We start from the raw sequence: 23,087 nt of genomic DNA, 5'->3' as shown, positions 1-23,087 counted from the left end.
TCGCCGTCGCGGCCAGTCGTCACGCTGTGTGATCCGGCGTTACGGCGGGCAGCAACCGTACCTCGCGGAGGCAGTCGTAGCCATGGCTTACCGGCGAATCCGGTGCCAACGGGTGGTATGGCGGCGGTGCCGGGACCAGTGGTCGGGCAAGCCCGAGGCGAGGTGGCGCCGGTGGCTCAGCGCAGCTCGATCAGTCCGGGCGGACGAACGGGGCCGCCGGGCCGACGGTGAGGTCGGCGGGGGGCGGCAGGTCGTCCGCCGTGGCACTGCGGCGAGAGCGCAGTCGTCGGGCCGGCGCTGCCCCACCGGCCTCCGGCACCGGACCGGATCCCGGGTCGAGCAGCAGAGCAGCCCCGAGTAGTGCGCAGGCCAGGAAGGCGGTGACCATCCCCCGTCCGTACTCGATGTCGAAACCCTCCTGGCCGCGGTAGTAGATGGCGCGGACGTCCGCGTCGCCGATCGTGGCGGCCCCGGCGACCAGCACCGTGAGCAGAGCGGCCGCCAAGACCAGACCGGCGATGCGGGCGTTCGGCCGGGCGGCACCGGTGCCGCGCAGGGCGAGGGCGACCAGCACGGCCAGACCGAGGAGGCCGACCAGGTAGGCGGTGCCGAAACTGCCCACCTCGTCGACTGTTTCCGGTATCCGGATCGGACCACCGGCCGGGCCGCCAGTGGGCAGGTGCAGTACCACCCATTCACCCACCAGCGAGGCCAGCCCGGCGGTGGCTCCGAGCCCGGCGAGAACGAGGGGCGGGCGCCGGTCGCGGAGGAGCCGGGTGACGCGCCGACGGCCCGGTGGCTGCGGATCGGCCCCAGCCGACTGCCCGACGGTGATGCCGTTGGACCGATCTTCCTGTCGGGGGATGGGCTGCTCCGGATCCATCGGGAACCTTTCGGATCGACGATTCTGAGCCGCATCATGGCACAACCAACCAGCTGTCGGGGCCGGACAAATCGCGCCCGCCCGCCCACCGGCCGCTGCCCGCCCACCGGCCGCCGCCCGCCCGCCCACCGGCTGGCTCGCCGGCCGGGGCGGGGCTCCCCTCCGGAACCTCGGGTACCGGCAGAATAGGGCAGTGGCCATGGAGATGAACCGGGAGCGGTTCGAGGAGCTGGTTGGTGACGCGCTCGACGAGGTACCCGAGGAGTTGCTCAGCCTGATGAGCAACGTGGTCATCCTGGTCGAGGACGCCCCACCCCCCGGCGAGGAGCTACTCGGCCTGTACGAGGGGCACGCCCTGACCGACCGCGGCTGGGACTACTCGGGAGTGCTACCCGACCGCATCCTGATCTACCGCAACCCGATCCTGCGTATCTGCGACACCGAGGAGGAGGTGGTCGAGGAGGTGGCGATCACGGTCGTGCACGAGATCGCCCACCACTTCGGCATTGACGACGACCGTCTACACGAGTTGGGCTGGGGTTGAGCCGCCCGGCGACTGGTCTCAGCTGAGGTCCCCGCTACGTAGCCGGGCCAACCAGGCGGCGGCGTCAACATAATCGGTGTCGACCGGCCCCGATGGAGTAGGGGTCGGCCGTTCACTTCCGCCGCCGGTCCAGCGGTGCCGGGGATACGACCCGAGGAAACGCACCCGGGCGCAGACCCGACGTAGTCCCTGTAGCGCCTCGCCGAGCCGGGCATCGGCCAGGTGACCGGTGCAGTCCAGGAAGAACACGTACCGTCCGAGTGCCTCGCCGGTTGGCCGGGACTCGATACGGGTCAGGTTGACCCCACGCACGGCCAGTTCCATCAGCACGGAGAGCAGCGCGCCCACCCGGTCGTGGGCGATGTAGACCGCCAGCGACGTCACGTCGTCCCCGCTGGGCAGCGGCGGCGGTCCCGGCCGGGAGAAGAGCGCGAACCGGGTCACCGCGTCCGGGTGGTCGGCGATCTTGTCGGCCAGTACCGTGAGCCGGTGTCGGGCCGCGCCGATCGGGGCGCAGATCGCCGCGTCGAACTCGCCGGTCGCGGCCCCGACCGCCGCCGCGCCGTTGGAGAGCACGTCGACCACCACCGCGTCGGGCAGGTGAGCGTGCAGCCAGGCCCGACACTGGGTCGATGCCTGGGGATGAGCGGCCACACTGCGCACCGCACCGAGGTGCCCGCCGGGACGGGTGGCGAGCACGAACTCGACCGGCAGGATCACCTCTCGCGTGATCACCAACGGCTCGCCCTCGGCCACCTCGTCCAGCGTCACCCCGACCGCGCCGCCGATGGAGTTCTCCAGCGGCACCAGCGCCGCGTCCGCGGCCCCTACGCGTACGCTCTCCAGCGCCTCGCCGACGCTGCGGGCGGGCGTCCGGCTGGCCCGCCCGGCCGCGGGGATGGTCCGCAGCGCCTGCTCGGCGAAGGTGCCCTCGGGCCCGAGGTAGACGAAGCGGATCGGCGGTGTTCCCGGCATGGCGACAGCCTACGTACCCGAGCCGGCGTCGCAGGCCAGGGTCCGGATGCCGGTCGGGGAGGTGACGCGTACCTCCGCTGTGCAGACATCGGTGCCGGCGGTGACCAGGCGTGGTGTGGTGCCGGAACCCCGGCTGACGACCTGGAGTGGTTCGTAGCCGGTGACGGCGAGGACGGTGTAGTGCCAGTCGTCGGCGCAGAGCGGCCCGGTCTGTACCCGTACCTCGGCGTCGGCGGGGAGCAGGTCCTGTCCGCGTACCAGGGCGGTCACCTGCTGGCTGGACGGACCGGCGGGGCACCGGACGGCGACCGGTGTGCTGCTGGCCGTCGGGGTCGGCGCCCTGGTTGGAGGCGGCGCCGCAGCGGTGGTCGAGGTGTCGGTCGGGGTGGCCGAGGTGGACCGGGCTGTTCGGCTCGGCTGGGCATCCCGCAGCTCGGGCGGGGTGCCGCAGCCCAACGTGAGCAGCGCCGCCACGAGCCCGGCCACGGTCGCTGCCGGGGTCTTCGACCGGCCACGCCACATCGGCGATCCGCTCCGGGGCCGGTGGGCGGTCGAAGCGGGAGCAGCGGGGCGGGGCGGGCCGGACGGCACGGACGCTCCTCACATCGACATGGATTAGCGCAGGCGGATGGGAAACCCATCGTAGGAGCGTCCGCTGGTCTGGTGAAGCCTTAGCAGGATCTGGTCTCGCCCGAGGTCAACGCGACATCGGCCCTGGCTGGGTGCGGACGCGGTGCCCGGCCCGGTCGAGCGCCGCGACGGCCTGATCGAGGCGGACAGCCGGGACCAGCAGATAGTCGGTGTCGTGGGTGGAGAAGGCGACCACGGAGACGCGGGCCTCGGCCAGCGGGTCGATGAGGGCAGCCAGGCCGGTGGAGAGCGCGAGGTCAGAGGGGCCGACCATGCGTAGGCAACGCCAGGTGGTCTCGGTCTGTGCCGGTGCGCGTGCTGCGGGACAGATCACCGACACGCCGTCGGTGGTCCAGCTCACCGTGACCACGTCATCGTCGCTCAGCCCGCCCGACAGGCTGGGCGGCAGGGCAGAGCCGGCTGCCAGACGGCAGACAGCGTAATCACCCGGCAGCAGAGCGATATCCAGCATGAGGGCACCTTACGGCCTCGGATGGTTCCTACCCAGCACACGGCGTGCGGCGCACGCCACATGCCGTGCCCGGGGTCAGACCTCGGAGAAGAATGTGAGTGAACCGACGACTACGCCGGCGCGGTGAACCGGGGTGGAGATGGCGTCAACGGTGGCGTCTGGTGCGCCCGCCGACACCCCTTTGATCCGGAGTAGCCCGCGGGCCAGGCGACCGGAGGTGATGGCGAGTAGCGGTGGGATCTTGTCGAGTTCCGGTTCGGTCAGCTCGCCCCGGTTGGCGGTGAAGTCGAGTAACCGCAGGCTACCGTCGAGTAGCGGATGCCCGATCATGTCCAGACAGTCGCCGACGAAAAGCAGCTGGGAGCCGGAGGCAGAGACGGCGACCACGCGAGTGTCCGCAGCGATGAGCACGCAGGGTTCGTCGGCCCGGGAGACGGTCACGGACCAGGAGGTGACGTTGTCGTACTCCTGCTCCGCCGGTGCCCCTACCGCCGGCACGCGGACTTCTGAGAGCGAGAGTTCGACGTGGGCCACCGCACCTCCTAAGTAAACCGAGACAGTCTGTCCACGCTAGCGTGACCCAACGTATCTCCGCTGACCGCGCCGGCAATCGCCAGCTCGCTGGCGGTGATCTGGGCCGTGTCCTACCTGGTGGGAAGGGCGGCAGAGAGTGGGCCGACGGCGGCGCGGCTGACGGGCGTCGATCGCACCCGGGCCGCGCTTCGTCCCCACCGACGGTACCGCCGGCGCACCGGCTTGTCAGCTTCCGTCGCCATACCACCGGTAGTCGGCCGCCGGGCGATAGCTGCCGTTGCGCCAGGTGCCCGGGTGCTGCGCGACCCGGGACAGCTTGGCCGCGGTTTCCGGGCTGATTCGGTTCCCGGCGGCGACGAGGAGCCGGTCCAGTTCCCGGTGGGTAGCCATCAGACAGTCCTCTGGGAGGCCGTACACGCTGATGACGCCGGAGCCGACGAACGTCAGCACCGGCGTCACCGGGATTGGTAGCCCGACCGCGCTGCTGAGGGCCTTGCTCGCCCGCTTGGCGTCCTTACGGGCCTCTGCCACGTAGGCCGGACGCTTGCCGTTGATCTGCACGACCTCACCGGCCACCATCACCCGGGCCCGGCCATGGTCGACGATGGTGACCGCGTAGAGCCCGCTTGGGCCGATCGCGAGGAAGCCGGCGCGTTCGCCGTCGGCATCGTCGTGGAGCAGGTCAATCGGGTCGGTGCGTGGCCATTCGATCACGTGCCAGGCTGGACCGAGTTGGTCGAGCCGGCCCAGAGCCCGTGCTCCGGCCGCCTCCAGCCGCCGGGCTCCCCGCTCGGCCCGTCGACGACGGGCCCATTCAAGGGGAGAGGAGCTGGGTGGTGCGAGAGCACCCGGGTTCTCCACCCGGGGGTGCGGCACCGCCATGGGCGGCAGCGCCCGGGCGGAGGGTGCGGCTCGGCGAGCAGGGTAGACAGTCATCGCGACCTCCGGCAAAAGGTCCCTCGAAGTTATGTCCCCGCTACCCTACGTTGCTACTCCCCCGACTCGGCAAGTTGGAGCGCCGGAGTGACTGCGGATGAATGCCACGTTCATCCATCGTTGTTTTGCCGGATGCCGAGACCCGAGGCTCTAGGCTGCGATGGTGAGCCACTACGTGGACAGTGAGGTTGGTCGCCTCGGCACGGTCATGCTGCACCGTCCCGGGCCCGAGCTGGCCCGGCTCACCCCCCGGAACAGCGGTTCGCTGCTCTTCGACGCCATCCCCTGGGTCAGCCGCGCGCAGGAGGAGCACGACGCGTTCGCCGCGGCACTGCGCGAGCGCGGCGTGGAGGTGCTCCACCTGGCAGAGCTGCTCACCGAGACCCTCGCCAGCGACGACGCTCGGGGTGAGCTGACCGAGCAGGTGCTGCGCTCGCCCCGGCTCGGCGACCAGCTACGCGCCCGGGTCGCCGACCACCTCGCCTACCTCGACCCGGCCACGTTGGCCAGTGTCCTCATCGCCGGCCTCGCCCACGAGGAACTGCGGATCAGCCGGGAGCGCCCCGGTGGCCTGGTCTACCAGCTGATGGACCGGCACGACTTCGTCATCGACCCGCTGCCGAACCTGCTCTTCACCCGCGACTCCTCGGTCTGGATCGGCGGCCGGGCCGCCGTCACCAGCCTGGCTATGCCCGCCCGCCGGCGGGAGAGCACGCTGACCGACGCCATCTACCGTCACCATCCACGTTTCGCCGGCACCGAGTTCGCGTACCGCCCGGGGATGGAGCATCTGGAGGGCGGGGACGTGCTGCTACTCGCCCCCGGAGTGCTGGCGGTCGGGGTAGGCGAGCGGACCACGCCGGCGGGTGCCGAGCGACTTGCCCGCCAGGTCTTCGCCGCGGACCTGGCCCACACCATCCTGGTCGTGCCGATCGCCCAGGAGCGGGCCACCATGCATCTCGACACCGTCTGCACGATGGTGGACGCCGACACTGTGCTGATGTACCCGAACATCGCCAGCGCGCTCGTCGCGTACACGGTGATCGCCGGGACGGACGGCGATGATCCACGGGTGGAGGGGCCGGCGCCGTTCCTGCGGGCCGCCGCGGATGCGATGAACCTGGACCAGCTCCGGGTGATCGACACCGGCCTGGATCCGGTTACCGCCGAGCGGGAACAGTGGGACGACGGCAACAACACCCTTGCCCTGGCGCCCCGGCTCTGCGTCAGCTACGAGCGGAACACGGAAACCAACGCGCAGCTCGAGCGAGCCGGCATTGAGGTCGTCCCGATCGCCGGCTCGGAGCTGGGCTCCGGGCGAGGAGGCCCCCGGTGCATGTCCTGCCCGCTACTCCGCGCCCCCCTCGCCGGGGAGACCGAGCCGGCCGAGGGGCGGGGCCGCGTTACCGCACTGAGCTGACGCAAGCCGGGGAGGCCTCCGCCGGCCGCGCGGACCTAGCGGAGGGTGAGCTGGCGGCCGAGGAGACCGTGCCGCGCGCGACGGGCCGCCGCGTCCAGGGGGGCGGCGGCTGCGAGGGTCGCGCCGTAGCGTTCGGCGAACTCCGCCACTGGCTGCTCCCAGTGGCCAGCAGGAGTCTCCTCAGGAAGATCCCAAACCGGCACGAGGCGGCCGTGCGCGCGGAACATTCCGGCGAACTTCGTCTCCTCCCCCAAGGTCAACGTGCCGGCCGCGCTGAGGTGGGCCAGCGTGTCCAATGCGGCGTCCTCGTCGTCGGGGAGCACCCACCGGACGTGTGCCTTCTCCGGGACCTGGCACCAGTAGGCCGCGCGGGCCGCGGTGAGCCGCACGGTCGGGTAGATCGCGGCGTCGGCCCGCTCCAGCGATGCCTGCACGGTCGGATCGTTGGCCGCGCCCGGGTCGAGCCAGAACTCGAAGCTCTCGTGCAGGCTGATCTCCAGCGGAGCATCAACCAGCACGTCCGGCAGTCGGGGCCCCGGGCCGGGCAACGGCGGCACGCTGACCTGGCGGCCGGGCTCGGTACGTAGTGCGCAGAGCAACGCCTCGGCCAGGTCCCGGGAGACGTCGCCGGACTGCTGATGCCGCTGGAGGCCGAGCAGGACCCGGCCGGTTGGCTGCACCATCGCCGGTGCCGCCACCGGCAGGACGGTGGCCAGCAGGACGTCCCGCTCGCCGAACTCGGTCACCAGGTCGGGGGCGAGGCGCAGCGGCGCGGTGGCGGCCGGCACCAGCTCGCGTAGGGCAATCCACTCCGGCTCGTCGGTCAGGCCCTCGAAGGGGCGGGGTACGAAGACATCCCGAACCTTCTCCCGTTTCCTGGTGGGGTCCGTGGCCCGCTGGCTCTTTCGACGCTTGCTCACGGTCGGACAGCCTAGAGGGCGGCGTGGGATGGTGGGGGTCGGACCCACCCGGCCCCGCCGGTCAGGCGACCACCAGGTTGTCGCTGGAGGTAAAGCCCTCCCCGGGATCCGGTCGGTCGCAAGCGTCGCCGACGAACGGCTCGGCCTGCTGGCCGGCCGGCTCGAACGCGGCCCAGACGCTCTGGCCGAGGCCATCCCGGTCGACGCCCCAGCAGCTGGACAACCCGGCGACGATGTGCAGGCCACGGCCGTCCGGTGCGTCGGGGTCGATTGCCCGAATCCGTGGTTCGACGGAGGCTCCACCGTCGGTCACCCGCAACTGGATCCGCGGGCCCGTCGAGGTGGGGCACAGCCACCACCCCACCCGGACCACCCCGCCCGGCAGTGGGTCGGCGTGCCGTACGGCGTTGCCCACCAGCTCCGCGAGGACCACGACGAGATCCGCGAGCAGCGCTGCCGGTACGGCGGCACCCAGCTCGTCGGCGAGCCAGTGTCGCGCCTGTCGCGCTCCCGCCCCGTCGTGGGGTACCACCACGCACCACGTTCGTTCGGGACTATCCGTCAATACCGTCGCCCCTTCACGCCTCGCCACCCTTGGTCACCCATGGGGCAGCCGTACCTCTGCGACCGTACCGCCACCGATCTTCGGTCGGAGGGATACCCACCCATTTTGTTGTTCAACGATTCGGCGGACCAGAAAGAGGCCGAGCCCGGCTCCGGGAAGGCGACGGTGGTCGCGGGAATCGCCCTGCCAGTACTGGTCGAACGCGCGCTCCACATGCTCTGGACGGATGCCGATGCCCTGGTCGGTGACGCGGACGGAGACGGTCTGTCCATCGGCACCGGCGGTGACCGTGATCGGGCTGGCGGGAGGCGAGTACTTGGCGGCGTTCGTGCACAGCTCGGTGACCACCGTCGCCAGACTGGCCCGGTGACCGAGCGCCCGGGGCAGCCCGACCGGCGCGGTGAGGGTGATCCGGCGCCGCAGCTCGGCGGGGAGATCGGTCACCGCCGCCCGCAGGGCGTCGCCCAGGTCGTACGGGGCGGGCGGCATTCCGCCGGGGCCCGCCTCGGCGGTGGAGGAGAGGAGCCGGTCAACGAGACGGGCCAGTTCGTTGGCGCGCTGCCCGATCTTCCGGGCGGCCAGCTGCCGGTCGGCGTCGGTCAGCGCCTCCCAGTGGTCGGTGAGGGTGTCCGCGTACCCCTTGATGACGGTCACCGGTGTGCGTAGCTCGTGACTGGTCACCGCGACGAAGAGGTCATGGTCGGTGACGTTCTGCTGTCGGTTGGTGATGTCGCGGAAGGTGACCACGCGCAGCGTTCCCGGCCCCGGTAGCTCTCCCGAGGTGACCCGCAGCCAGCGACCGTCCGGCAGCCGATGGTCGAGCGCCTGCCCCGGCGGCGGGAGGGGGAACGGCACTGTCTGGCCGAGGACGTCGGTGACCGCCTGGCCGGTGATCTGGGCGGCGGCGGGATTCCAGAGTCGGACGCGGGCCTCGCGGTCCACCACGGCCAGGCCGTCGGCGAGCGTGGCCACGATCGGCCCGTCGACGTGCACCGGCAGTCCGCACTGGTCGCCGTAGAGGTGGGCGACGCAGGAGGCGACGTAGGCCATGACGCATTGGTGGTCCGGGCACGGCTGGTCCTCGTCGGCGGGATAGAGGGCGTGCAGGCTACCCACGATCTGCCCACCGATCTCGGCGCGGGACACCACCATCTGTGACCTCGCCGGGCCGGTGAGCTTCGTCCCGAGCCTGCCGGTGAGGCGGCCGGTGTCGAGCTGGTGGACCCGGGGTCCGGAGAGCAGGCAGACGGCGTCCGGGTCGTCCACCGGCAGGGGGTGGCCGAGGGCCCATTCGACCGTGCCGGTGGCGACGATCACCCGTCCGCCGGTCGGGGCGAACTCGACGAAGGCCATCCCGGCGGCACCCAGCGCCTCCTGGGCTACCCGGAGTAGCTGGTTGAGTGCCGGCACGCCGGCCTCGCCGGAGTTGATCATCTCGATCACCGCGGTGTGGCCGTTGATCAGAGCAGAGAAGTCCGTGCGTCTCGGCATTCCCCGAGTGTGCCCCGCCGGTCGGATTCGGGACAGGTCCGCTGGTCCCACGCTCAGCCGTGCAGTCGGGTGAGCGTGGGGGCCGGCCGATCGGTGATGATGCCGTCCACCCCGGCGGCCAGCACCAGCTCCAGGTCGCTGGGGTCGTTGACGGTCCAGACGTACACCTGGTTACCGGCTGCCTGTAGCGCGGGGACCAGGGAGGGGCGGGCACGTACCAGCGCGATGCCGGGGCCGGCGATCCGGATGCCGAACGGCAGCCTCAGCCGTAGTCCGCGCGGCAACCTGTCCAACAGCAGCACGGTGGGCAGCGTGGGGGCCAGCATCCGGAGTCGCCGCACCGCCAGCAGCGAGAACGACATGACGGTGACCTGGAGCGGGTGGTCGGGCCTCGGCACGGTCAGCCCGTGCCGGTCGAGCAGCGCGACCAGCCGTCGCTCGACGTGTCGCCCGTACCGGGATGGGTGTTTGGTCTCGATCAGCAGCCGGACCGGCCGGCTGACGGCGCGGACGGCTTCCAGGAGCCGGTCCAGGGTGAGGAGCCGCAGGTACGACTCGTCCAGTACCTCGTCGCCGTCGGCCAGTGCGGCGGGACCTGGGTGCCAGGACCCGAAGTCGAGCTGCTCCAACTCGGCGAGCGTCCGCGTGCTGACCGGGCCGTGCCCGTTGCTGGTGCGGTCCAGGCGACGGTCGTGCACGCAGACGAGGTGCCCATCGCGGGTCAACCGAACGTCGCACTCCACCCCGTCGGCGCCCTCGTCGAGGGCTCGCAGGTACGCGGCCAGAGTGTGCTCCGGTAGGTCGTACGACGAGCCGCGGTGGGCGAAGACCAGGGGATGGCCCATGGCGTGCGGTTACAGGACCTTGCCGGGCTGTCCGTCGCCGCCGACCACGGGCCGTCCGGTGGCAGCCCATTCCCCCATTCCGCCTTCGACGTTGCGTACCTGCTCCCAGCCGTTGCGCAGGAGGTAGGTGACGACCTGTGCGGAGCGCCCGCCAGACCGGCAGATGACGGCCACCTCGCGGTTGTCGGGAACTTCGGCCAGCCGGGTGGGCAGCTGGGTCATCGGCAGGTGGTGGGCGTTGGGTGCGTGACCGGCGAGCCACTCGTCGTCCTCACGGACATCGAGCAGGTACGCGTCGTCGGTAATCTCGGGCACGGTCACGGTGGGTACGCGGGGTCCGAACACAGCTTCCACCTTAGGGGCCGCGCTCTCCGGGTGGGTGTTGCCGGTTGGTCAGAGCTGGGTGACCCACCGGGGGTTGGCCTGGGCCCACTGCGGCACCCGCTGGTTCTGGACGGCGGTGAAGAGCCCGCCGCCGCCTTCCTGGAGGATGACGTACGAGACCTGGTCGATGGTCTGTGGGTAGGACGGCATCTGGATTCCGCGTAGGGCGTCCGTCGGCAGGTCCCGTAGCGCGAGAACCAGATCCGCCAGGGGCACGCCGTTGGTGTCCACCGTCAGTGAGCTGCCGACAGCTCGGATCACCTGGTCCAGGCGGACCGGGTTGTTTCGGATCGAGGTCTCGGAGGCGCGTTGCAGTACCGCTCGGAGCAGTTGCTGCTGGTGGGTCTGCCGGTCGTAGTCGCCGTTGGGTAGGTCGTAACGCTGGCGGACGAAGTCCAGCGCGGTGCCGCCGTCCATCTCCTGGCAGCCGGGGGTGAAGACCCGGTCGGTGTGGATCGAGCGGAACTCGGTGTCGACGCACATGCGTACGCCGCCGAGGTGGTCGATCACGTCGCGGAAGCCGGAGAAGTCGACCACGGCGGCGCCGTCGAAGCGGATGTCGGTGAGCTGGGTGATGGTGGCGGAGAGTAGTCGGGTGCCGGACTGTCCTCCGCCACCGTGCTGGTACGCGGCGTTGATCTTGTCTTCTCCGCCGCCGAAGCCGTGGGCGGCGGGGATGGTGACCCGCAGGTCTCGGGGTATGGACATCAGGAACGCCTCACGTCCACCGGCCGGCACGTGCACGATGAGGATGGTGTCCGATCGCCGGTCGGCGGTGCTGCTGCTACTCCGCCAGCGGTCGGTGCCGACCAGCAGGTAGTTCAGCGGTCCGTTTAGGTCCGTCTGGCCTCGTCGGGCGCCCGAGTCGAGTAGTTCTTCCCGGGTCACCATCTTGTCGTACCGCTGGGTGAGCCGGTGGAGGCCGACGGCGGCGAGGCCGGCCAGGAGTACCAGCGCGAGGCCGAGGCCGAGTAGGAGGCGGGCCCAGCGTGGTCGTCCGCGCCGGACGCCCGCGTCGGCCCGCTCCCGTCCGCCCTTCGACCTGGACGTGGTTCCTCCCCGCCACCGTCTGTGAGTGATTCTCACGTCAGGTTACGGTCCGGCGGGTCACCGGCGGGTCCGTTCGCCGGATCCCGATCTCGTCGGCCCCGAACGGGGGATCAGCTGCCGGCGTCGTTCTCGTTCGCCGCTACCCAGTCGGCCATGCTGTCCGCAGAGATGGCCTGGTACATCGCGAGCGCCTGCTCCCGGTCGGAGACCACGACCGACTCACCGTTGATGGTCTGGCTGCCGTTGTGTGGGCTGGTAACGAAGGTCAGGTTCTCCCCACGCAGGTTGCGGAACTGGAAGGCCATGTCGACCAGGGAGAAGCCCTCGTCGACGGTGACCGCGGCGGTCACGGCCTTGAGGAAGTCGTTCAACTTCACCGGGTTGGTGAGCGTTCCGGTGCTGGCCGCCTTGTTCATCAACGCGCGGAGGAACTCCTGCTGGTGCCGCATCCGGTCGAAGTCGCCCCGGGGGAACTGCTTGCGCTGCCGGATCCAGTCCAGCGCCTCGGCGCCGTCCATGTGGTTGACGCCCTCGGTGAAGGTCCGGTAGGGCTTGTGGATCGAGGTGATCGTCTTTTCCACCGTGAGATCAACACCGCCGAGCGCGTCCGTGACCTCTTCGAAGCCGCCGAAGTCGATCGCCATGACATGGTCGAGGCGGACATCGGTGAAGCACTCCACGGTGCGGACCGCCAAGGGGAGCCCACCGAAGGCAAAAGCAGCGTTGATCTTTTTCCGCTGCCCCGAGCCGCAGTCGGCGCTCGCGCTCTCCGGGATCGGCACGTAAAGGTCACGGGGGATCGACACCAGGTACGCCTCCTGGTGGTTACTCGGGATGTGCATCACGATGATCGTGTCGGCGCGCCACTCGCCGCGTTGGTCCATCGGCGCGTCCGGATCCCGTGAGTCCGTGCCGACGAGAAGGATGTTCAGCGCGCCGTCAACCGTCTTGACCGGCCGGTCGTCGGTGGCCCCCGAGGGGAACGGATTGGTCCGGGCGAGATCGTTGTCGAGGCCACGGGCGTAGACCCAGGCTCCGGTAGCGGCGAGCAGCGCGAAGACCAGCACGGCGACTCCGGCCACCAGCGCGATCCGACCCCAGCGAGGGCGTGGGCCACGCCGCTCCGGTCGGCCCGGTCCGGGACGGCCACCTGGCCCGCCCGGTCCACCTGGCCCGCCCGGTCCACCTGGCCCGCCCGGCCCGCCTGGTCCGCCCGGTCCGCCCGGTCCACCTCGGGTCGGTCCGGAAGGCGCGGGGTACCAGTTTGTCTGCGCGGGGCGGGCACGTCCGGTGGAGGAGCCGTCCACCCGCGCCCGCCCGGTGCTGCGAAGCAGGTGTGGGAGCGGGTAAGCGGCGGCGGTGGTCGCTGACATGCGAGTCAGGGTACGTCGGGAAGCTGTCAGCCAGTGGTGCCCGAATTCGCGACGAGCCGCCGGGAGCGGCTACCCGAGCCGCTCGCGGAAGTACGCGATCGTGCGGTGCAGGCCCTCCCTGGGCGTAACTTCGGGCTCGAAGTCGAGGAGTTCCCGGGCGCGGGTGAGATCCGGTCGGCGCATCTTCGGATCATCGGCAGCGCGGGAGACATAGGTCACCTCGGAGCTGCTCTCGCAGAGCGACACGATCGACTCTGCCAGCTGGCGCATGCTCATCTCGTGCTCGGTCCCGCAGTTGACCGGCCCGGTCTCGGTCGAGTCCAGCAGCAACAGGATGCCCCGCACCAGATCGTCGACGTAGCAGATGGAGCGTGTCTGATCTCCGGTCCCGTGGACGGTGATCGGCTCGCCGCGCAGGGACTGGGCGATGAACGTCGGGATCGCCCGGCCGTCGTCGGGCCGCATCCGGGGACCGTAGGTGTTGAAGATCCGGACAATGGCGACGTCGGCCCCCCGGCTCCGGTGGTACGCCATCGTCGCCGCCTCGGCGAACCGCTTCGACTCGTCGTAGACGCTCCGGATCCCGATCGGGTTGACGTTTCCCCAGTACGTCTCCCGCTGGGGGTGCTCCAACGGGTCCCCGTACGCCTCGGAGGTGGAGGCCAGCAGGAACCGGGCGCCGTCGGCGACCGCCCGGTCCAGCAGGTGCAGGGTGGCGACCGAGCCGACCCGGAGGATCTCCACCGGCAGCTTCTCGAAGTCGGTGGGGCTGGCCGGCGACGCCATGTGCAGAATGGCGTCGAACCGCTCGGCGAGCGCGGGGTGGTGCTCGGGCAGACCGTCGGAGATGTCCGCCTCGACAAGCGTGAAGGTCGACGTCTCCGCCAGGTGGGCGACGTTCTCCTTGGCGCCGGTCACGAAGTTGTCCACCGCCACGACCGTGCAGCCACGGGCGAGGAGGGCGTCAACCAGGTGTGAGGGCACGAAGCCTGCCCCACCGGTGACGAGGATGCGGTGACCGGGGCCGAAGCGTTGCACAACCTTCATGGCGGCCAGCCTACCGAGCGACCGGTTCGCGCCCGGCGCGGAAGGGGCGGGCCGGGGCGTCGACGCCCCGGCCCCCCCCGGGATACCTCAGTGCGCGCCCGCGCCGGTGAGGGAGCGAACCTCCAACTCGGCGTAGCGCTGATCGTCGCGTTCCTTGGAGATCACCGTCCCGAACCAGCCGCAGAGGAAGCCGAACGGGATGGAGAGCAGGCCCGGGTTGGACAGCGGGAACCACTGCCAGTCCTGGTCGGGGAACATCGCGGTCGGCGACCCGGAGACGACCGGGGAGAAGAACACCAGAAAGACCGCGGCGAAGAGGCCGCCGTAGATGGCCCAGACTGCGCCGCTGGTGTTGAACCGCCGCCAGAAGAGGCTGTAGAGGATCGCCGGCAGGTTGCCCGACGCGGCCACCGCGAAGGCGAGGGCGACCAGGAAGGCGACGTTCAGGTTCTGCGCGAAGATGGAGAGAACGATCGAGATCGCGCCGATCACCAGGGCGGAGATCCGCGCCACGGCAACCTCCTGCCGCTCGGACGCCGTGCCGTTCTTGACCACGTTGGCGTAGAAGTCGTGCGCCAGGCTGGACGAGGAGGCCAGGGTCAGGCCGGCGACGACCGCCAGGATGGTCGCGAAGGCAACCGCCGCGATGACCGCCAGTAGCGTCGCGCCGCCCAGTTCTCCACCGAGGAAGTCCACCCCCAACGCCTCGGCCAGCTGCGGCGCGGCGGTGTTCCCCGCCCGGTCCTGCGCGGTGATCGCCTCGCTTCCCACCAGCGCCGCGGCGCCGAAGCCGAGGGCGAGCGTGAGTAGGTAGAAGGTGCCGATGATGCCGATTGCCCAGAGGACACTCTTCCGGGCGGCCTTCGCCGTGGGCACGGTGTAGAAGCGGATGAGGATGTGCGGCAGACCGGCCGTGCCCAGCACCAGTGCGACGCCGAGAGAGAGCAGATCCAGCTTGCTGTAGAAGGTTTTCAAGGCGTCGCCGGGTGTCTCGACGCCGTAGCGCAGCCCCGGTTCGAGGAAGGCGGCGCCCTTGCCGGAGGCGTCCGCCGCGTCACCGAGCAGGCCGGAGAGGTTGAACTTGTACTTCGCCAACACCAGCAGGGTCATCACGACGGCGCCGCCCATCAGCAGGAACGCCTTGACAATCTGCACATAGGTGGTGCCCTTCATGCCACCCACCGTCACGTAGGTGACCATCAGCGCACCGACCATGATGATCGTTGCGATCTTGGCGGCGTCCGCGTCCAGGCCGAGGAAGGTCGTGCCTGGCTTGATGCCGAGCAGCAGGGCGACCAGCGCCCCCGCACCGACCATCTGGGCGAGTAGGTAGAAGATCGACACCGTGATGGTGGAGGCCGCGGCGGCCGTCCGCACCGGACGCTGCCGCATCCGGAAGGCGAGCACGTCGGCCATCGTGTAGCGGCCGGAGTTGCGGAGCAGCTCGGCGACGAGCAGCAGCGCCACCAGCCAGGCGACCAGGAAGCCGATCGAGTAGAGGAAGCCGTCGTAGCCGTAGAGGGCGATGAGGCCGGCGATGCCGAGGAACGACGCCGCCGACATGTAGTCGCCGCCGATCGCCATGCCGTTCTGGAAGCCGGAGAAGGAGCGGCCACCCGCGTAGAAGTCGGTGGCGGTCTTGGTCTGCCGGCTGGCCCACACCGTGATCGCCAGCGTCACCGCCACGAAGACGAGAAAGAGCGTGAGGGTCAGGTTCCGGGCGGTGCTGTCGCCCGCCTCAGCCGCGAGGACCGTGGTCATGGGTCACCTCCCCGATCTCCGCGCGGATCCGGTCGGCGACCGGATCGATCCGGCGGGCGGCGTACCGGGAGTAGAGCCAGGCGATCAGGAAGGTGGAGGCGAACTGGAGCAGACCGAAGACCAACGCCACGTTGACGTTGCCGATGATCTTCGTGCCCATGAAGTCGCGCGCGTACGCGGACAGGAGCACGTAGAGGGCGTACCAGAGGAAGAACGCGATGGTCATCGGGAAGACGAAGCCGCGCAACGCGCGCCGCAACCCGGCGAACTCGGCCGACCGTTGCACGGCCAGATAGCGCTCCGCCGCCGACTCGGCCGGGGTGGACGCGGGTGTTTCCGTGGACATCCGTGGCTCACCACCTTCAGGTATCAGGGGTTTCGCGCACGGTAGGGAATGCGCTACCGCCCCGGAAGGCGACGATCGATGCCGGTCGTCGGTTGCGCCGAGCGGCGCGGTAGCTGCGCTCAGTGACCTGGGTCACTCCGGTGAACGGTCGGCCGGCTCTCCGCCTGCCCGGTCGACCATCGCCTGGATCCGTTCGACCATCGCCTGGATCTGGCCGACCACCGACTGGTCAGGTCGCGCCGCCCCCGGTGATCTCGCGGTACCGGCCTCGGTAGTGCAGCAACGGCTCCGACTCCTCGACCAGCTCGACGGCGACGATGGTGGCCTCCACCAGCAGTGCCCAGCCGTACTCCCGGGCGCTGTCGAGTCGGCACCCGGTCCAGCCGCCGGCGTCCGACGGCACCGGCCCGTACTCGGTGTCGGTCCAGTCGTCGGTGGCGAAGAGGCCGCCGGGCGAGGGGAAGAGCCCGGCGAACCGGTCGGCGAGCTGCCGGTGCGCCGGGCCGAGTGGCGCGACCGCGAAGCGACCGGACGCCTCGACCGCCGCCCACAGCTCCGACTCTGGGTCGATCAACCCGAGCAGCCGGTCCGGTTCACCCTCCGCCACCAACGTCGACGACACCGTCAGCCCCGCCGGTCCGGGCGCCGTCCAGAGCGTCACCGGCGTCGCCAGCCGACCGCGCAGCCGGCGTGCGGGGGACCGCTGGCCGGCGGGAACGGCGAACGGATCGGTGTGGTGGATGTCGGCACCCGGCTCATGATTCACGTGGAACATTCTGCCGTCCCCGGCCCGCGCCCAGCCGACGAAGCGTTCCCGCAGCCCGCCCGGCGTCTCATTCCAGTGCAGCGGCGCGAGTTGCGTTGCCGCCTCCGCCAGCACCGTTCCCAGGTATACGAGGAGCGCCGGCCGATCGTGCCGGTACTCCGCCAACAACGCGAGCCGGGCGGGCTGGCAGGGCCAGGGGGCGCCACACGCCCGGCACCGCCAGAGCGGACGCATCGGCACGTGCGGCACGCCCCGGCGCGCCACTGGAGGCCGCGCTCCGCTCACCAGCGGCCACCGTTGGCCCGCCAGGTCTGCGCCGGGGTCAGCCAGCCGGCTCGGCCCGGTCGGGGCGACGCCACCGTCGGCCAGCTGGCCCACGCCGGTGGCTGCCGTGGCGGGGCTGGCACCCGTCCCACCGCCGTCGTGCCTCGCGGGCTGGGTGCCGCCGGCCGGCCCCTGCCTCGGTACGACCGCACGTTGCGTCGGAACAGTGTGAGCATGGGTGCCTCCTCCTGATCGGGGGTCGCCCCGACCGGGAGTGACCGGGGCGACCCGACGCAGGACCGGCCACCGGGTCGTCGCCTCCACCAGCCGGTCCGCGCAGCTTCCACCCTGGACTCAGCGGCCGGGGCAGGGGAGGATGCCAGTGCTTACTACAGAGCGCGGTCACGTACTTACCAGGTAGGTGAGCGATGAAGTTCGAGATGTGGATCCGGGCGCTGAAGGCCGCCCGGGCCGCTGCCAACGTTTCTCAAGAGGGGCTGGCAGTGATGATCAAGTGGAGCCCGTCCTTGATCGCCGCCATCGAGACAGGCCGACGTCGTCCGACCATGGAGTTGGCGGTCGCCGCAGATGATGTGCTGGACACAGGTGGCCTCCTAGCCGAGCTACTCAAGGAAGCCGACCAGGAGCGAGGCCCCTCCTGGTTCGTGGCGTGGCGGGGCTACGAGCAGCAGTCGACCCGGTTGCGCGCCTTTGAACCGTGTCTGGTGCCGGGCATGCTTCAGACTGAGGAGTACGCCCGCGCGGTAATTTCGGCTGGTGGGCTACAGCAACCTGCCGCAGTAGACGAGCTGGTCGCCATCCGCATGGAGCGCCAGCGACTGCTGTACCGGGATCCTCCGTTGTCGCAGGTGGTCTTCCTGATGGACGAGATGGCGATTCGTCGACCGGTCGGTGGCCAGGCTGTGCTTGACGTGCAGCTTGACCGGCTGCTGGAGGTGGCCGAGCTGCCGCAACTCCGGCTGCATGTGGTGCCACTCAGCGTCGGCGAGCATGTCGGCCTGTCCGGGGGCTTTGTGTTGGTCGAGCTGACCGACGGCGAACAAGCGATCTATCTGGAAAATGCTGCCCGCGGGCACGTGGTCAACGACCCTGAGACGGTCCGTTTCATCAACCGCAAGTGGGATAGCGTGCTGGGCGAGGCGTTGTCCACAAGCACTTCGCTGGACATGATTCGAAAGCTGAAGGTGACGTCATGACTGCTGTTGAACCGCGCTGGCGCACGTCAACCCGCTCTGGGGATACCGGGGGCAACTGTGTCGAGGTGGCGGACAATCTGGCCGGGGTGGTGTTGGTGCGAGACAGCAAGGACCGGTCTGGCCCTGCGCTGACGTTCGGCCCCGAGTCTTGGCGCATGTTCATCGCCGCTGCTCGTCCCCGCTGATCGGCCGCGGTTCACCGGGCTTCCGGTGCGGTGGCCGGGTGACCGGGACAGGACGCCCGGCGACCGAAATGTGCGGTCGCCGAGCGGCTTCGAGCGTTGATCAGGGTGCCAGCAGGAGATTCCCGTTCGCTGAGTTGTCGTCCTCGGCGCCGTCCGGCTCCGGGTAGGGCCAGCCTTTGCCGTCTCCGCTTTCCGTTCCGGTGTGGCCCCAGACGATGGTGGCCTTCCACTTGCCGGGCTGCGCGCCGTCGAGCGCGGACTGCGGCGCGGACAGTGGAAGGTCGACAACGGTGTCGGCGCCCGCCGCCAGTGCCGGCAGCCAGCACAGGTAGCGCGTTCCGTTGGGGGTTTTCGATGTCTCGCACGTTGCGGGTAGCGAGGTGACCGTGACCCCGGTCGGCAGATCCACCGTCAGATAGGGATCGCTGGCCTGCCGCGGCCCTTTGTTGCGGACGGTCAGGCGCAGCGTCCCAGACGCCGTGTTCGCACCATCCGGCACGAGCCGAGTGTCACCCCCACTGATGGAGAGGTCGGTGACTCGCGGGTTCGGCCGGAACGTGCTCGGCCCGCTCGACTGGTAGAAGCTCTCGCCCGACCAGGAGTAGGTCCGCCACTGCGACTGCGCGAACCCCTCCACGATTCCTTCGCCGGCCGCGTCCAGGACCTCCACCTCGACGAAGGTGTCCTTCACGCGGATCCCCCTAATCCAGGCGATGTCGCCGACGTGCCCGGTCACCAGACCCATCGTCACGATGGTGTCGGAGGCGTTCCGGTCGAAAGCGAGGACCCGTGACTCGCCCATCTCGACTCCGGTGCAGTTGATCAGTGCGGCCGTCTCCTGCGCTCCGTCCCGGTCGAGGTCATCGTGGACGACGTCGAGGATGTTGACCTGGAGTTCCGAGTTGGGCGCGAGTTGGGCGGTGCCGTCGGAGAACTTCACCTGTCCTGCCGGGCAGTGTTCCTTCAGGTAGTCGGGCCAGGCGGGAAGCTCGAGAACGGCGTTACCGAGCTCCGTCTTCCCGATCTGGCCGTCCGGCGGTGGTGCGCTGGGCGTGGCCGACAGGGTTGGGGAGGCTGACGAGGTGGGGGAGCTGGAGGGAACCGGAGCGGTCGGGGTGTCCGCTGGTAGTGCGGGTGGGTTCTGGTCGGTCCAGGTTGATGCGATCGCTGGGGTTGCGGCGAGGATCGCCACGGCTAGGACGCTGGCGGCGACGATGCGCGTGGTTCGGCGGCGGCGGGCGACGTGCTGTGCGGCGGCGGCGCCGGCGGGGGCTGCCAGGGGGCCGCCGGTGGTGTATGCGGTGAAGATGTCGTCCAGGTTTGGGGTGTCGTCGTGCTCAGGCATTGGTCTCCTCCGTCCCCGAGTCGGAGAGTGCGACGGCGAGTGCGGTGCGGCCCCGGTGTAGCCAGGACTTCACAGTGCCGGTGGCGGCTCCTTCCTGCTCGGCGATCTCGGTGATGCTGAGATCGGCCACGTGGAAGAGCACGATCACCCGGCGCTGCTTTTCGGGCAGCGTGGCGAGTGCGCGGGCCAGCGCTACCCGGTCGGGGCTCGGTCCTTCGATGACGTCGTCGCGGCGGAACCGGGCGTGGGCGCGGGCGGCGCGTAGCCGGCGCCAGCGGTTGCGTGCGACGTTCATCGCGACAGTGCGGATCCAGGCTGTTGGGCGGTCGTAGTGGACCAGTTTGTTCCAGCGGGGCCAGGCCCGGCTGAATGCCTCCTGGACCGCGTCGCGGGCTTGGTCGATGTCGGCGGTGTAGGCGTACAGCTGCAGCAGCAACGGTTGGAACGTAGCGGCGTAGAACTCCTCGAAGCTGTCGCCCGTACCCGCATCCGCACCCGCCGTGGCCGTGGGCGTGGGCGACCGTTCCTCCCGGGTGTCACCGGGATCGTGCATCCTGACCATCATGCTGGCGCCTCCCCTGCTGGCTGGCCGCCTGACCGCGGCTCTACTCAGCAGACCCGTTGCCGCCGCTGATGGTTGCGGCTGAGCCAGCCTGAGTTCTCAGCGGCGGGGCGTGACGGTTGTCAGGAGTTCGGGCTGGCGGTGGTCCAGCACGTCGCCGGCCAGGTGAGCGCCGAGCAGCGCCGCACCCAGCCCGTACGCCGTGCCGACCGGCAGGGCCAGCCAGAGCCAGATATCACCGAGCAGCGCGGCGGCCACCACCATCGGGAGCACCGCGACCGCCGAGGCGAGCATGGACAGGATGGCCAGGGAGCTGCGGGCCACCCCGGCGCCGCTGTTCAACGCGAACGGGTTGCTCGTCTCGGGCAGCGAATACGCCCCGAGCACCGACAGCAGGGTGTTGACCGCGAGCCCGGCACCGTAGGTGGCGAGCAGGCTCCCCGCTGTGAGACCGATCCAACCCGGCCGACCCAAGAGCAGGGCGAGCACCCCGGAGATGATCACCACCAGGGGTAGGAGGTAGAGCGAGAACGCCGCCATCCGGGCCCGCAGCTCCACCGCGCCCGGCACCCCCACGACCACGTGCGCCGCGTACGCGCTGCCGTCGAAGCCGAACTGGTTGGCCAGGGTGACGGCGGCGAGCACCCCGACGAAGACCATCGAGAGACTGACCAAGACCGGGGACGAGGTTTCCGGGGCGCCCCCGCCGGTGTCCCCGGTGAGACCGGCGCTGCCGACATTCAGCATGACCGGGACGAACAGGCCGACCACGGCCAGTGTGATCAGGTTTGCCCGCCGGCGGGCGTCCCGCCACCAGTACCGCGCCTCCCGTGCCACCAGCGCGCCGAAGCGGCCCCGGGGGAGCCAGCTCAGCAGGCGAGGGAAGAGCTGTGTGACGGCGGTGCCGGTCGCACTCGGCCGGGTCGACGCCCGGCCGCTGCTCACGGTGCCGACCATCGCCGACTCCAGCGAGCGAGACCACCAGGCCAGCAGCGCCACCACGGTCAGTGCCGTGATCAGCAGCTTCGCCGGTGCGGCCCAGACCCGTCCCTGCGCGACGTCGATGCCGATCGTCCACGGCGCGCCGAGCGGTGTCCAGCCGACCACGGCCGCCACCGCGGCGAGCCGGTCCCAGTCCGCGTCCCGCAGCGCGGCGATGGCGGCCAGCTGCACCGGCGCGATCACGGCGGCGGCCCCAGCCAGCAGGACCGCGGCCAGGTCGCGGACCCGACGAGAGCGCAGCATCGTGGCGAAGGCACTGGTGACGGCGCGGGCAGCGGCGACGCAGAGCAGCAGCCCGGCCAGCACCCCGACTGCCTGTGTGAGGGCGGCCGACCATCCGCCGAAGGTGCCGGCGGTGAGGATCAAACCGGTGGAGGCCAGCAGTACGGCGACCGCCGGAACGCTGACCAGCGCTGCCGCGAAGAGGCCGGTGACCAGCGTCCGACGGGGCAGCGGAAGCAGCGCGAACCGGGCCGGATCCAGCGTCTCGTCTACCCCGAAGAAGATCAGCGGCAGCACGAGCCAGCCCAGTACCACCAGCCCACCACCGAAGGCCGCCAGCAGCGTCGCGTACTGGCCGTTGTCGGCGAGGCCCGGGGCAGCGAAGAGAAAGAAGCCGAAGGCGGCGCACCAGAGTGCCACGAACGCACCGAGCGCGAAGAGGCCGACCCGCCAGCCCTGGCCCCGAAAGTTGTTGCCCAACACGCGCAGCTTGAGGCGGACGAAGTGCCGGGCACGGACCGGCCGGACTGTCGCCGCGCCGGTTACTGCGACAGCCACGCCAGCTCCTCGCCGGTCGCCGTGCGCCCGCCGACGACGGTCACGAAGACCTGCTCCAGCGTCTGCTCCCCGCGGACCTCGTCCAGGGTGCCGACCCGCTTGATGGCCCCGTCGGCGAGGATCGCCACGTGGGAGCAGAGCCGCTCCACGACCTCCATCACGTGACTGGAGAAGACGACCGTGCCACCCCCGGCGACGTACCGTCCGAGAATGTCTCGGATCAGCGCTGCCGACACCGGGTCGACCGCCTCGAACGGCTCGTCCAGCACGAGCAGCCGGGGCCCGTGCAGCAGCGCGCAGGCCAGGCCGATCTTCTTCTTCATGCCGGCCGAGTAGTCCACCACGAGGGTTCGCCCCGCGTCGGCGAGCGCGAGCACGTCCAGCAGCTCCGCCGCGCGCTGGTCGACCACCGTCGGATCCATGCCTCGCAACAGGCCGTGGTACGCCAGCAACTCGGCACCACTGAGCCGGTCGAAGAGGCGTACGCCGTCGGGCATGACGCCGAGGAGCTGCTTCGCCCGTACCGGGTCGGCCCAGACGTCGTGGCCGAGCACCCAGGCACCGCCGGCGTCTGGCCGGAGCAGGCCCACAGCCATCGACAGCGTGGTGGTCTTGCCGGCGCCGTTGGGCCCGAGTAGCCCGTAGAACGAGCCGGCCGGCACGGTCAGGTCGACGCCGGCCACAGCCGTCTTCACGTCGAAGCGCTTCACCAGACCGCGCAGCGTGAGGGCGGGGTGCTCTGCTGTCATGCGTACGACCGTAACCGGTGGCCAGCCGGCCTTCCCACCGT

At 70.5% G+C, this 23,087-nt stretch carries 25 protein-coding genes; 4 read left to right on the top strand and 21 right to left on the bottom strand.

The genetic code is table 11. From position 1 onward, the window contains the following. Nucleotides 1–190 precede the first annotated feature (190 nt). Nucleotides 191–883 (bottom strand): hypothetical protein, encoded by a 693-nt coding sequence (locus tag STROP_RS22835; protein ID WP_012015716.1) that lies wholly within the window; start codon nt 881–883, stop codon nt 191–193. Between the two features lie 199 nt (nt 884–1,082). Here STROP_RS22835 and STROP_RS22830 point away from each other — a divergent pair, with 199 nt between their 5' ends. Next, entirely contained in the window at nt 1,083–1,427 is a 345-nt protein-coding gene (locus tag STROP_RS22830; protein ID WP_012015715.1) for a metallopeptidase family protein, read from the top strand. 18 nt (nt 1,428–1,445) lie between these two features. On the opposite strand, the gene pheA is transcribed toward STROP_RS22830, so the two are convergent. The 5 genes from pheA to STROP_RS22805 all read right to left on the bottom strand — a co-directional run bounded on the left by pheA (nt 1,446) and on the right by STROP_RS22805 (nt 4,974). Beyond that, complete coding sequence (gene pheA / locus STROP_RS22825; protein ID WP_012015714.1) at nt 1,446–2,402, bottom strand: prephenate dehydratase; 957 nt, start codon at nt 2,400–2,402, stop codon at nt 1,446–1,448. Nucleotides 2,403–2,411: 9 nt separating this feature from the next. Next, nucleotides 2,412–2,924, bottom strand: coding sequence for a hypothetical protein (locus tag STROP_RS22820; RefSeq protein ID WP_012015713.1), 513 nt, complete (start codon nt 2,922–2,924; stop codon nt 2,412–2,414). Between the two features lie 175 nt (nt 2,925–3,099). Further along, nucleotides 3,100–3,504 (bottom strand): ACT domain-containing protein, encoded by a 405-nt coding sequence (locus STROP_RS22815; RefSeq protein ID WP_012015712.1) that lies wholly within the window; start codon nt 3,502–3,504, stop codon nt 3,100–3,102. Nucleotides 3,505–3,579: 75 nt separating this feature from the next. Next, nucleotides 3,580–4,038: a hypothetical protein gene (locus STROP_RS22810; RefSeq protein WP_012015711.1), complete on the bottom strand. Its 459-nt coding sequence runs from the start codon at nt 4,036–4,038 to the stop codon at nt 3,580–3,582. 225 nt (nt 4,039–4,263) lie between these two features. Then, on the bottom strand, nt 4,264–4,974 hold the full coding sequence (locus STROP_RS22805) for a hypothetical protein (protein ID WP_012015710.1): 711 nt from the start codon (nt 4,972–4,974) through the stop codon (nt 4,264–4,266). A 160-nt stretch (nt 4,975–5,134) separates the two neighbouring features. On the opposite strand from STROP_RS22805, the gene STROP_RS22800 reads away from it, so the two are divergent. After that, the gene (locus STROP_RS22800) at nt 5,135–6,394 is read left to right on the top strand and encodes an arginine deiminase (RefSeq protein ID WP_012015709.1); all 1,260 of its coding nucleotides are present in this window, start codon (nt 5,135–5,137) and stop codon (nt 6,392–6,394) included. 35 nt (nt 6,395–6,429) lie between these two features. Here STROP_RS22800 and STROP_RS22795 read toward each other — a convergent pair whose 3' ends face one another. The 11 genes from STROP_RS22795 to STROP_RS22745 all read right to left on the bottom strand — a co-directional run bounded on the left by STROP_RS22795 (nt 6,430) and on the right by STROP_RS22745 (nt 17,176). After that, nucleotides 6,430–7,314 (bottom strand): DUF5926 family protein, encoded by an 885-nt coding sequence (locus STROP_RS22795; RefSeq protein WP_026274723.1) that lies wholly within the window; start codon nt 7,312–7,314, stop codon nt 6,430–6,432. Between the two features lie 61 nt (nt 7,315–7,375). Then, nucleotides 7,376–7,849 carry an ATP-binding protein gene (locus STROP_RS22790; protein WP_026274724.1) on the bottom strand — a complete coding sequence of 158 codons (474 nt, stop codon included), beginning with the start codon at nt 7,847–7,849 and terminating at the stop codon, nt 7,376–7,378. Nucleotides 7,850–7,912: 63 nt separating this feature from the next. Next, on the bottom strand, nt 7,913–9,370 hold the full coding sequence (locus STROP_RS22785) for a PAS domain-containing sensor histidine kinase (protein ID WP_012015706.1): 1,458 nt from the start codon (nt 9,368–9,370) through the stop codon (nt 7,913–7,915). Between the two features lie 53 nt (nt 9,371–9,423). Beyond that, complete coding sequence (locus STROP_RS22780) at nt 9,424–10,215, bottom strand: glycerophosphodiester phosphodiesterase (RefSeq protein ID WP_012015705.1); 792 nt, start codon at nt 10,213–10,215, stop codon at nt 9,424–9,426. A 9-nt stretch (nt 10,216–10,224) separates the two neighbouring features. Then, a complete protein-coding gene (locus tag STROP_RS22775; RefSeq protein ID WP_012015704.1) occupies nt 10,225–10,560 on the bottom strand; it encodes a rhodanese-like domain-containing protein in 336 nt (111 codons plus the stop codon). Nucleotides 10,561–10,608: 48 nt separating this feature from the next. Continuing rightward, nucleotides 10,609–11,685 (bottom strand): LCP family protein, encoded by a 1,077-nt coding sequence (locus STROP_RS22770; RefSeq protein ID WP_012015703.1) that lies wholly within the window; start codon nt 11,683–11,685, stop codon nt 10,609–10,611. Nucleotides 11,686–11,759: 74 nt separating this feature from the next. Further along, nucleotides 11,760–13,022 carry an LCP family protein gene (locus STROP_RS22765; protein WP_012015702.1) on the bottom strand — a complete coding sequence of 421 codons (1,263 nt, stop codon included), beginning with the start codon at nt 13,020–13,022 and terminating at the stop codon, nt 11,760–11,762. Between the two features lie 69 nt (nt 13,023–13,091). Beyond that, nucleotides 13,092–14,069, bottom strand: a complete 978-nt coding sequence (locus tag STROP_RS22760; protein WP_012015701.1) for an NAD-dependent epimerase/dehydratase family protein — start codon at nt 14,067–14,069, stop codon at nt 13,092–13,094. A gap of 87 nt (nt 14,070–14,156) precedes the next feature. Next, nucleotides 14,157–15,830 carry a solute symporter family protein gene (locus STROP_RS22755; RefSeq protein ID WP_012015700.1) on the bottom strand — a complete coding sequence of 558 codons (1,674 nt, stop codon included), beginning with the start codon at nt 15,828–15,830 and terminating at the stop codon, nt 14,157–14,159. Next, nucleotides 15,808–16,176: a DUF485 domain-containing protein gene (locus STROP_RS22750; protein ID WP_012015699.1), complete on the bottom strand. Its 369-nt coding sequence runs from the start codon at nt 16,174–16,176 to the stop codon at nt 15,808–15,810. The genes STROP_RS22755 and STROP_RS22750 overlap by 23 nt, the downstream gene beginning before the upstream one ends. Before the next feature lie 229 nt (nt 16,177–16,405). Continuing rightward, entirely contained in the window at nt 16,406–17,176 is a 771-nt protein-coding gene (locus STROP_RS22745) for a flavin reductase family protein (protein ID WP_026274727.1), read from the bottom strand. A 458-nt stretch (nt 17,177–17,634) separates the two neighbouring features. Between STROP_RS22745 and STROP_RS22740 the strand changes: the two genes are divergently transcribed. Together STROP_RS22740 and STROP_RS24405 are read left to right on the top strand one after the other, a co-directional pair. Beyond that, nucleotides 17,635–18,423, top strand: coding sequence for a helix-turn-helix domain-containing protein (locus STROP_RS22740; RefSeq protein ID WP_012015697.1), 789 nt, complete (start codon nt 17,635–17,637; stop codon nt 18,421–18,423). Next, nucleotides 18,420–18,608, top strand: coding sequence for a DUF397 domain-containing protein (locus STROP_RS24405; RefSeq protein WP_012015696.1), 189 nt, complete (start codon nt 18,420–18,422; stop codon nt 18,606–18,608). Before STROP_RS22740 ends, STROP_RS24405 begins: the two co-directional genes overlap by 4 nt. A 100-nt stretch (nt 18,609–18,708) precedes the next feature. Here the strand turns inward: STROP_RS24405 and STROP_RS22735 are convergent, their stop codons facing one another. The 4 genes from STROP_RS22735 to STROP_RS22720 form a co-directional block, all read right to left on the bottom strand. Continuing rightward, on the bottom strand, nt 18,709–19,953 hold the full coding sequence (locus tag STROP_RS22735) for a hypothetical protein (RefSeq protein WP_012015695.1): 1,245 nt from the start codon (nt 19,951–19,953) through the stop codon (nt 18,709–18,711). Further along, nucleotides 19,946–20,518 carry an RNA polymerase sigma factor gene (locus STROP_RS22730; protein ID WP_012015694.1) on the bottom strand — a complete coding sequence of 191 codons (573 nt, stop codon included), beginning with the start codon at nt 20,516–20,518 and terminating at the stop codon, nt 19,946–19,948. The genes STROP_RS22735 and STROP_RS22730 overlap by 8 nt, the downstream gene beginning before the upstream one ends. A 96-nt stretch (nt 20,519–20,614) precedes the next feature. After that, a complete protein-coding gene (locus STROP_RS22725) occupies nt 20,615–22,297 on the bottom strand; it encodes a hypothetical protein (RefSeq protein ID WP_012015693.1) in 1,683 nt (560 codons plus the stop codon). Continuing rightward, entirely contained in the window at nt 22,282–23,046 is a 765-nt protein-coding gene (locus STROP_RS22720; protein WP_012015692.1) for an ABC transporter ATP-binding protein, read from the bottom strand. Before STROP_RS22720 ends, STROP_RS22725 begins: the two co-directional genes overlap by 16 nt. Nucleotides 23,047–23,087: the final 41 nt, after the last annotated feature.

It is taken from the genome of Salinispora tropica CNB-440 (assembly GCF_000016425.1).
Classification (GTDB): Bacteria; Actinomycetota; Actinomycetes; order Mycobacteriales; family Micromonosporaceae; genus Micromonospora; species Micromonospora tropica.
The sequence above is the reverse complement of the archived record's forward strand: the minus strand, read 5'-3'. Positions and strand labels throughout refer to the sequence as shown.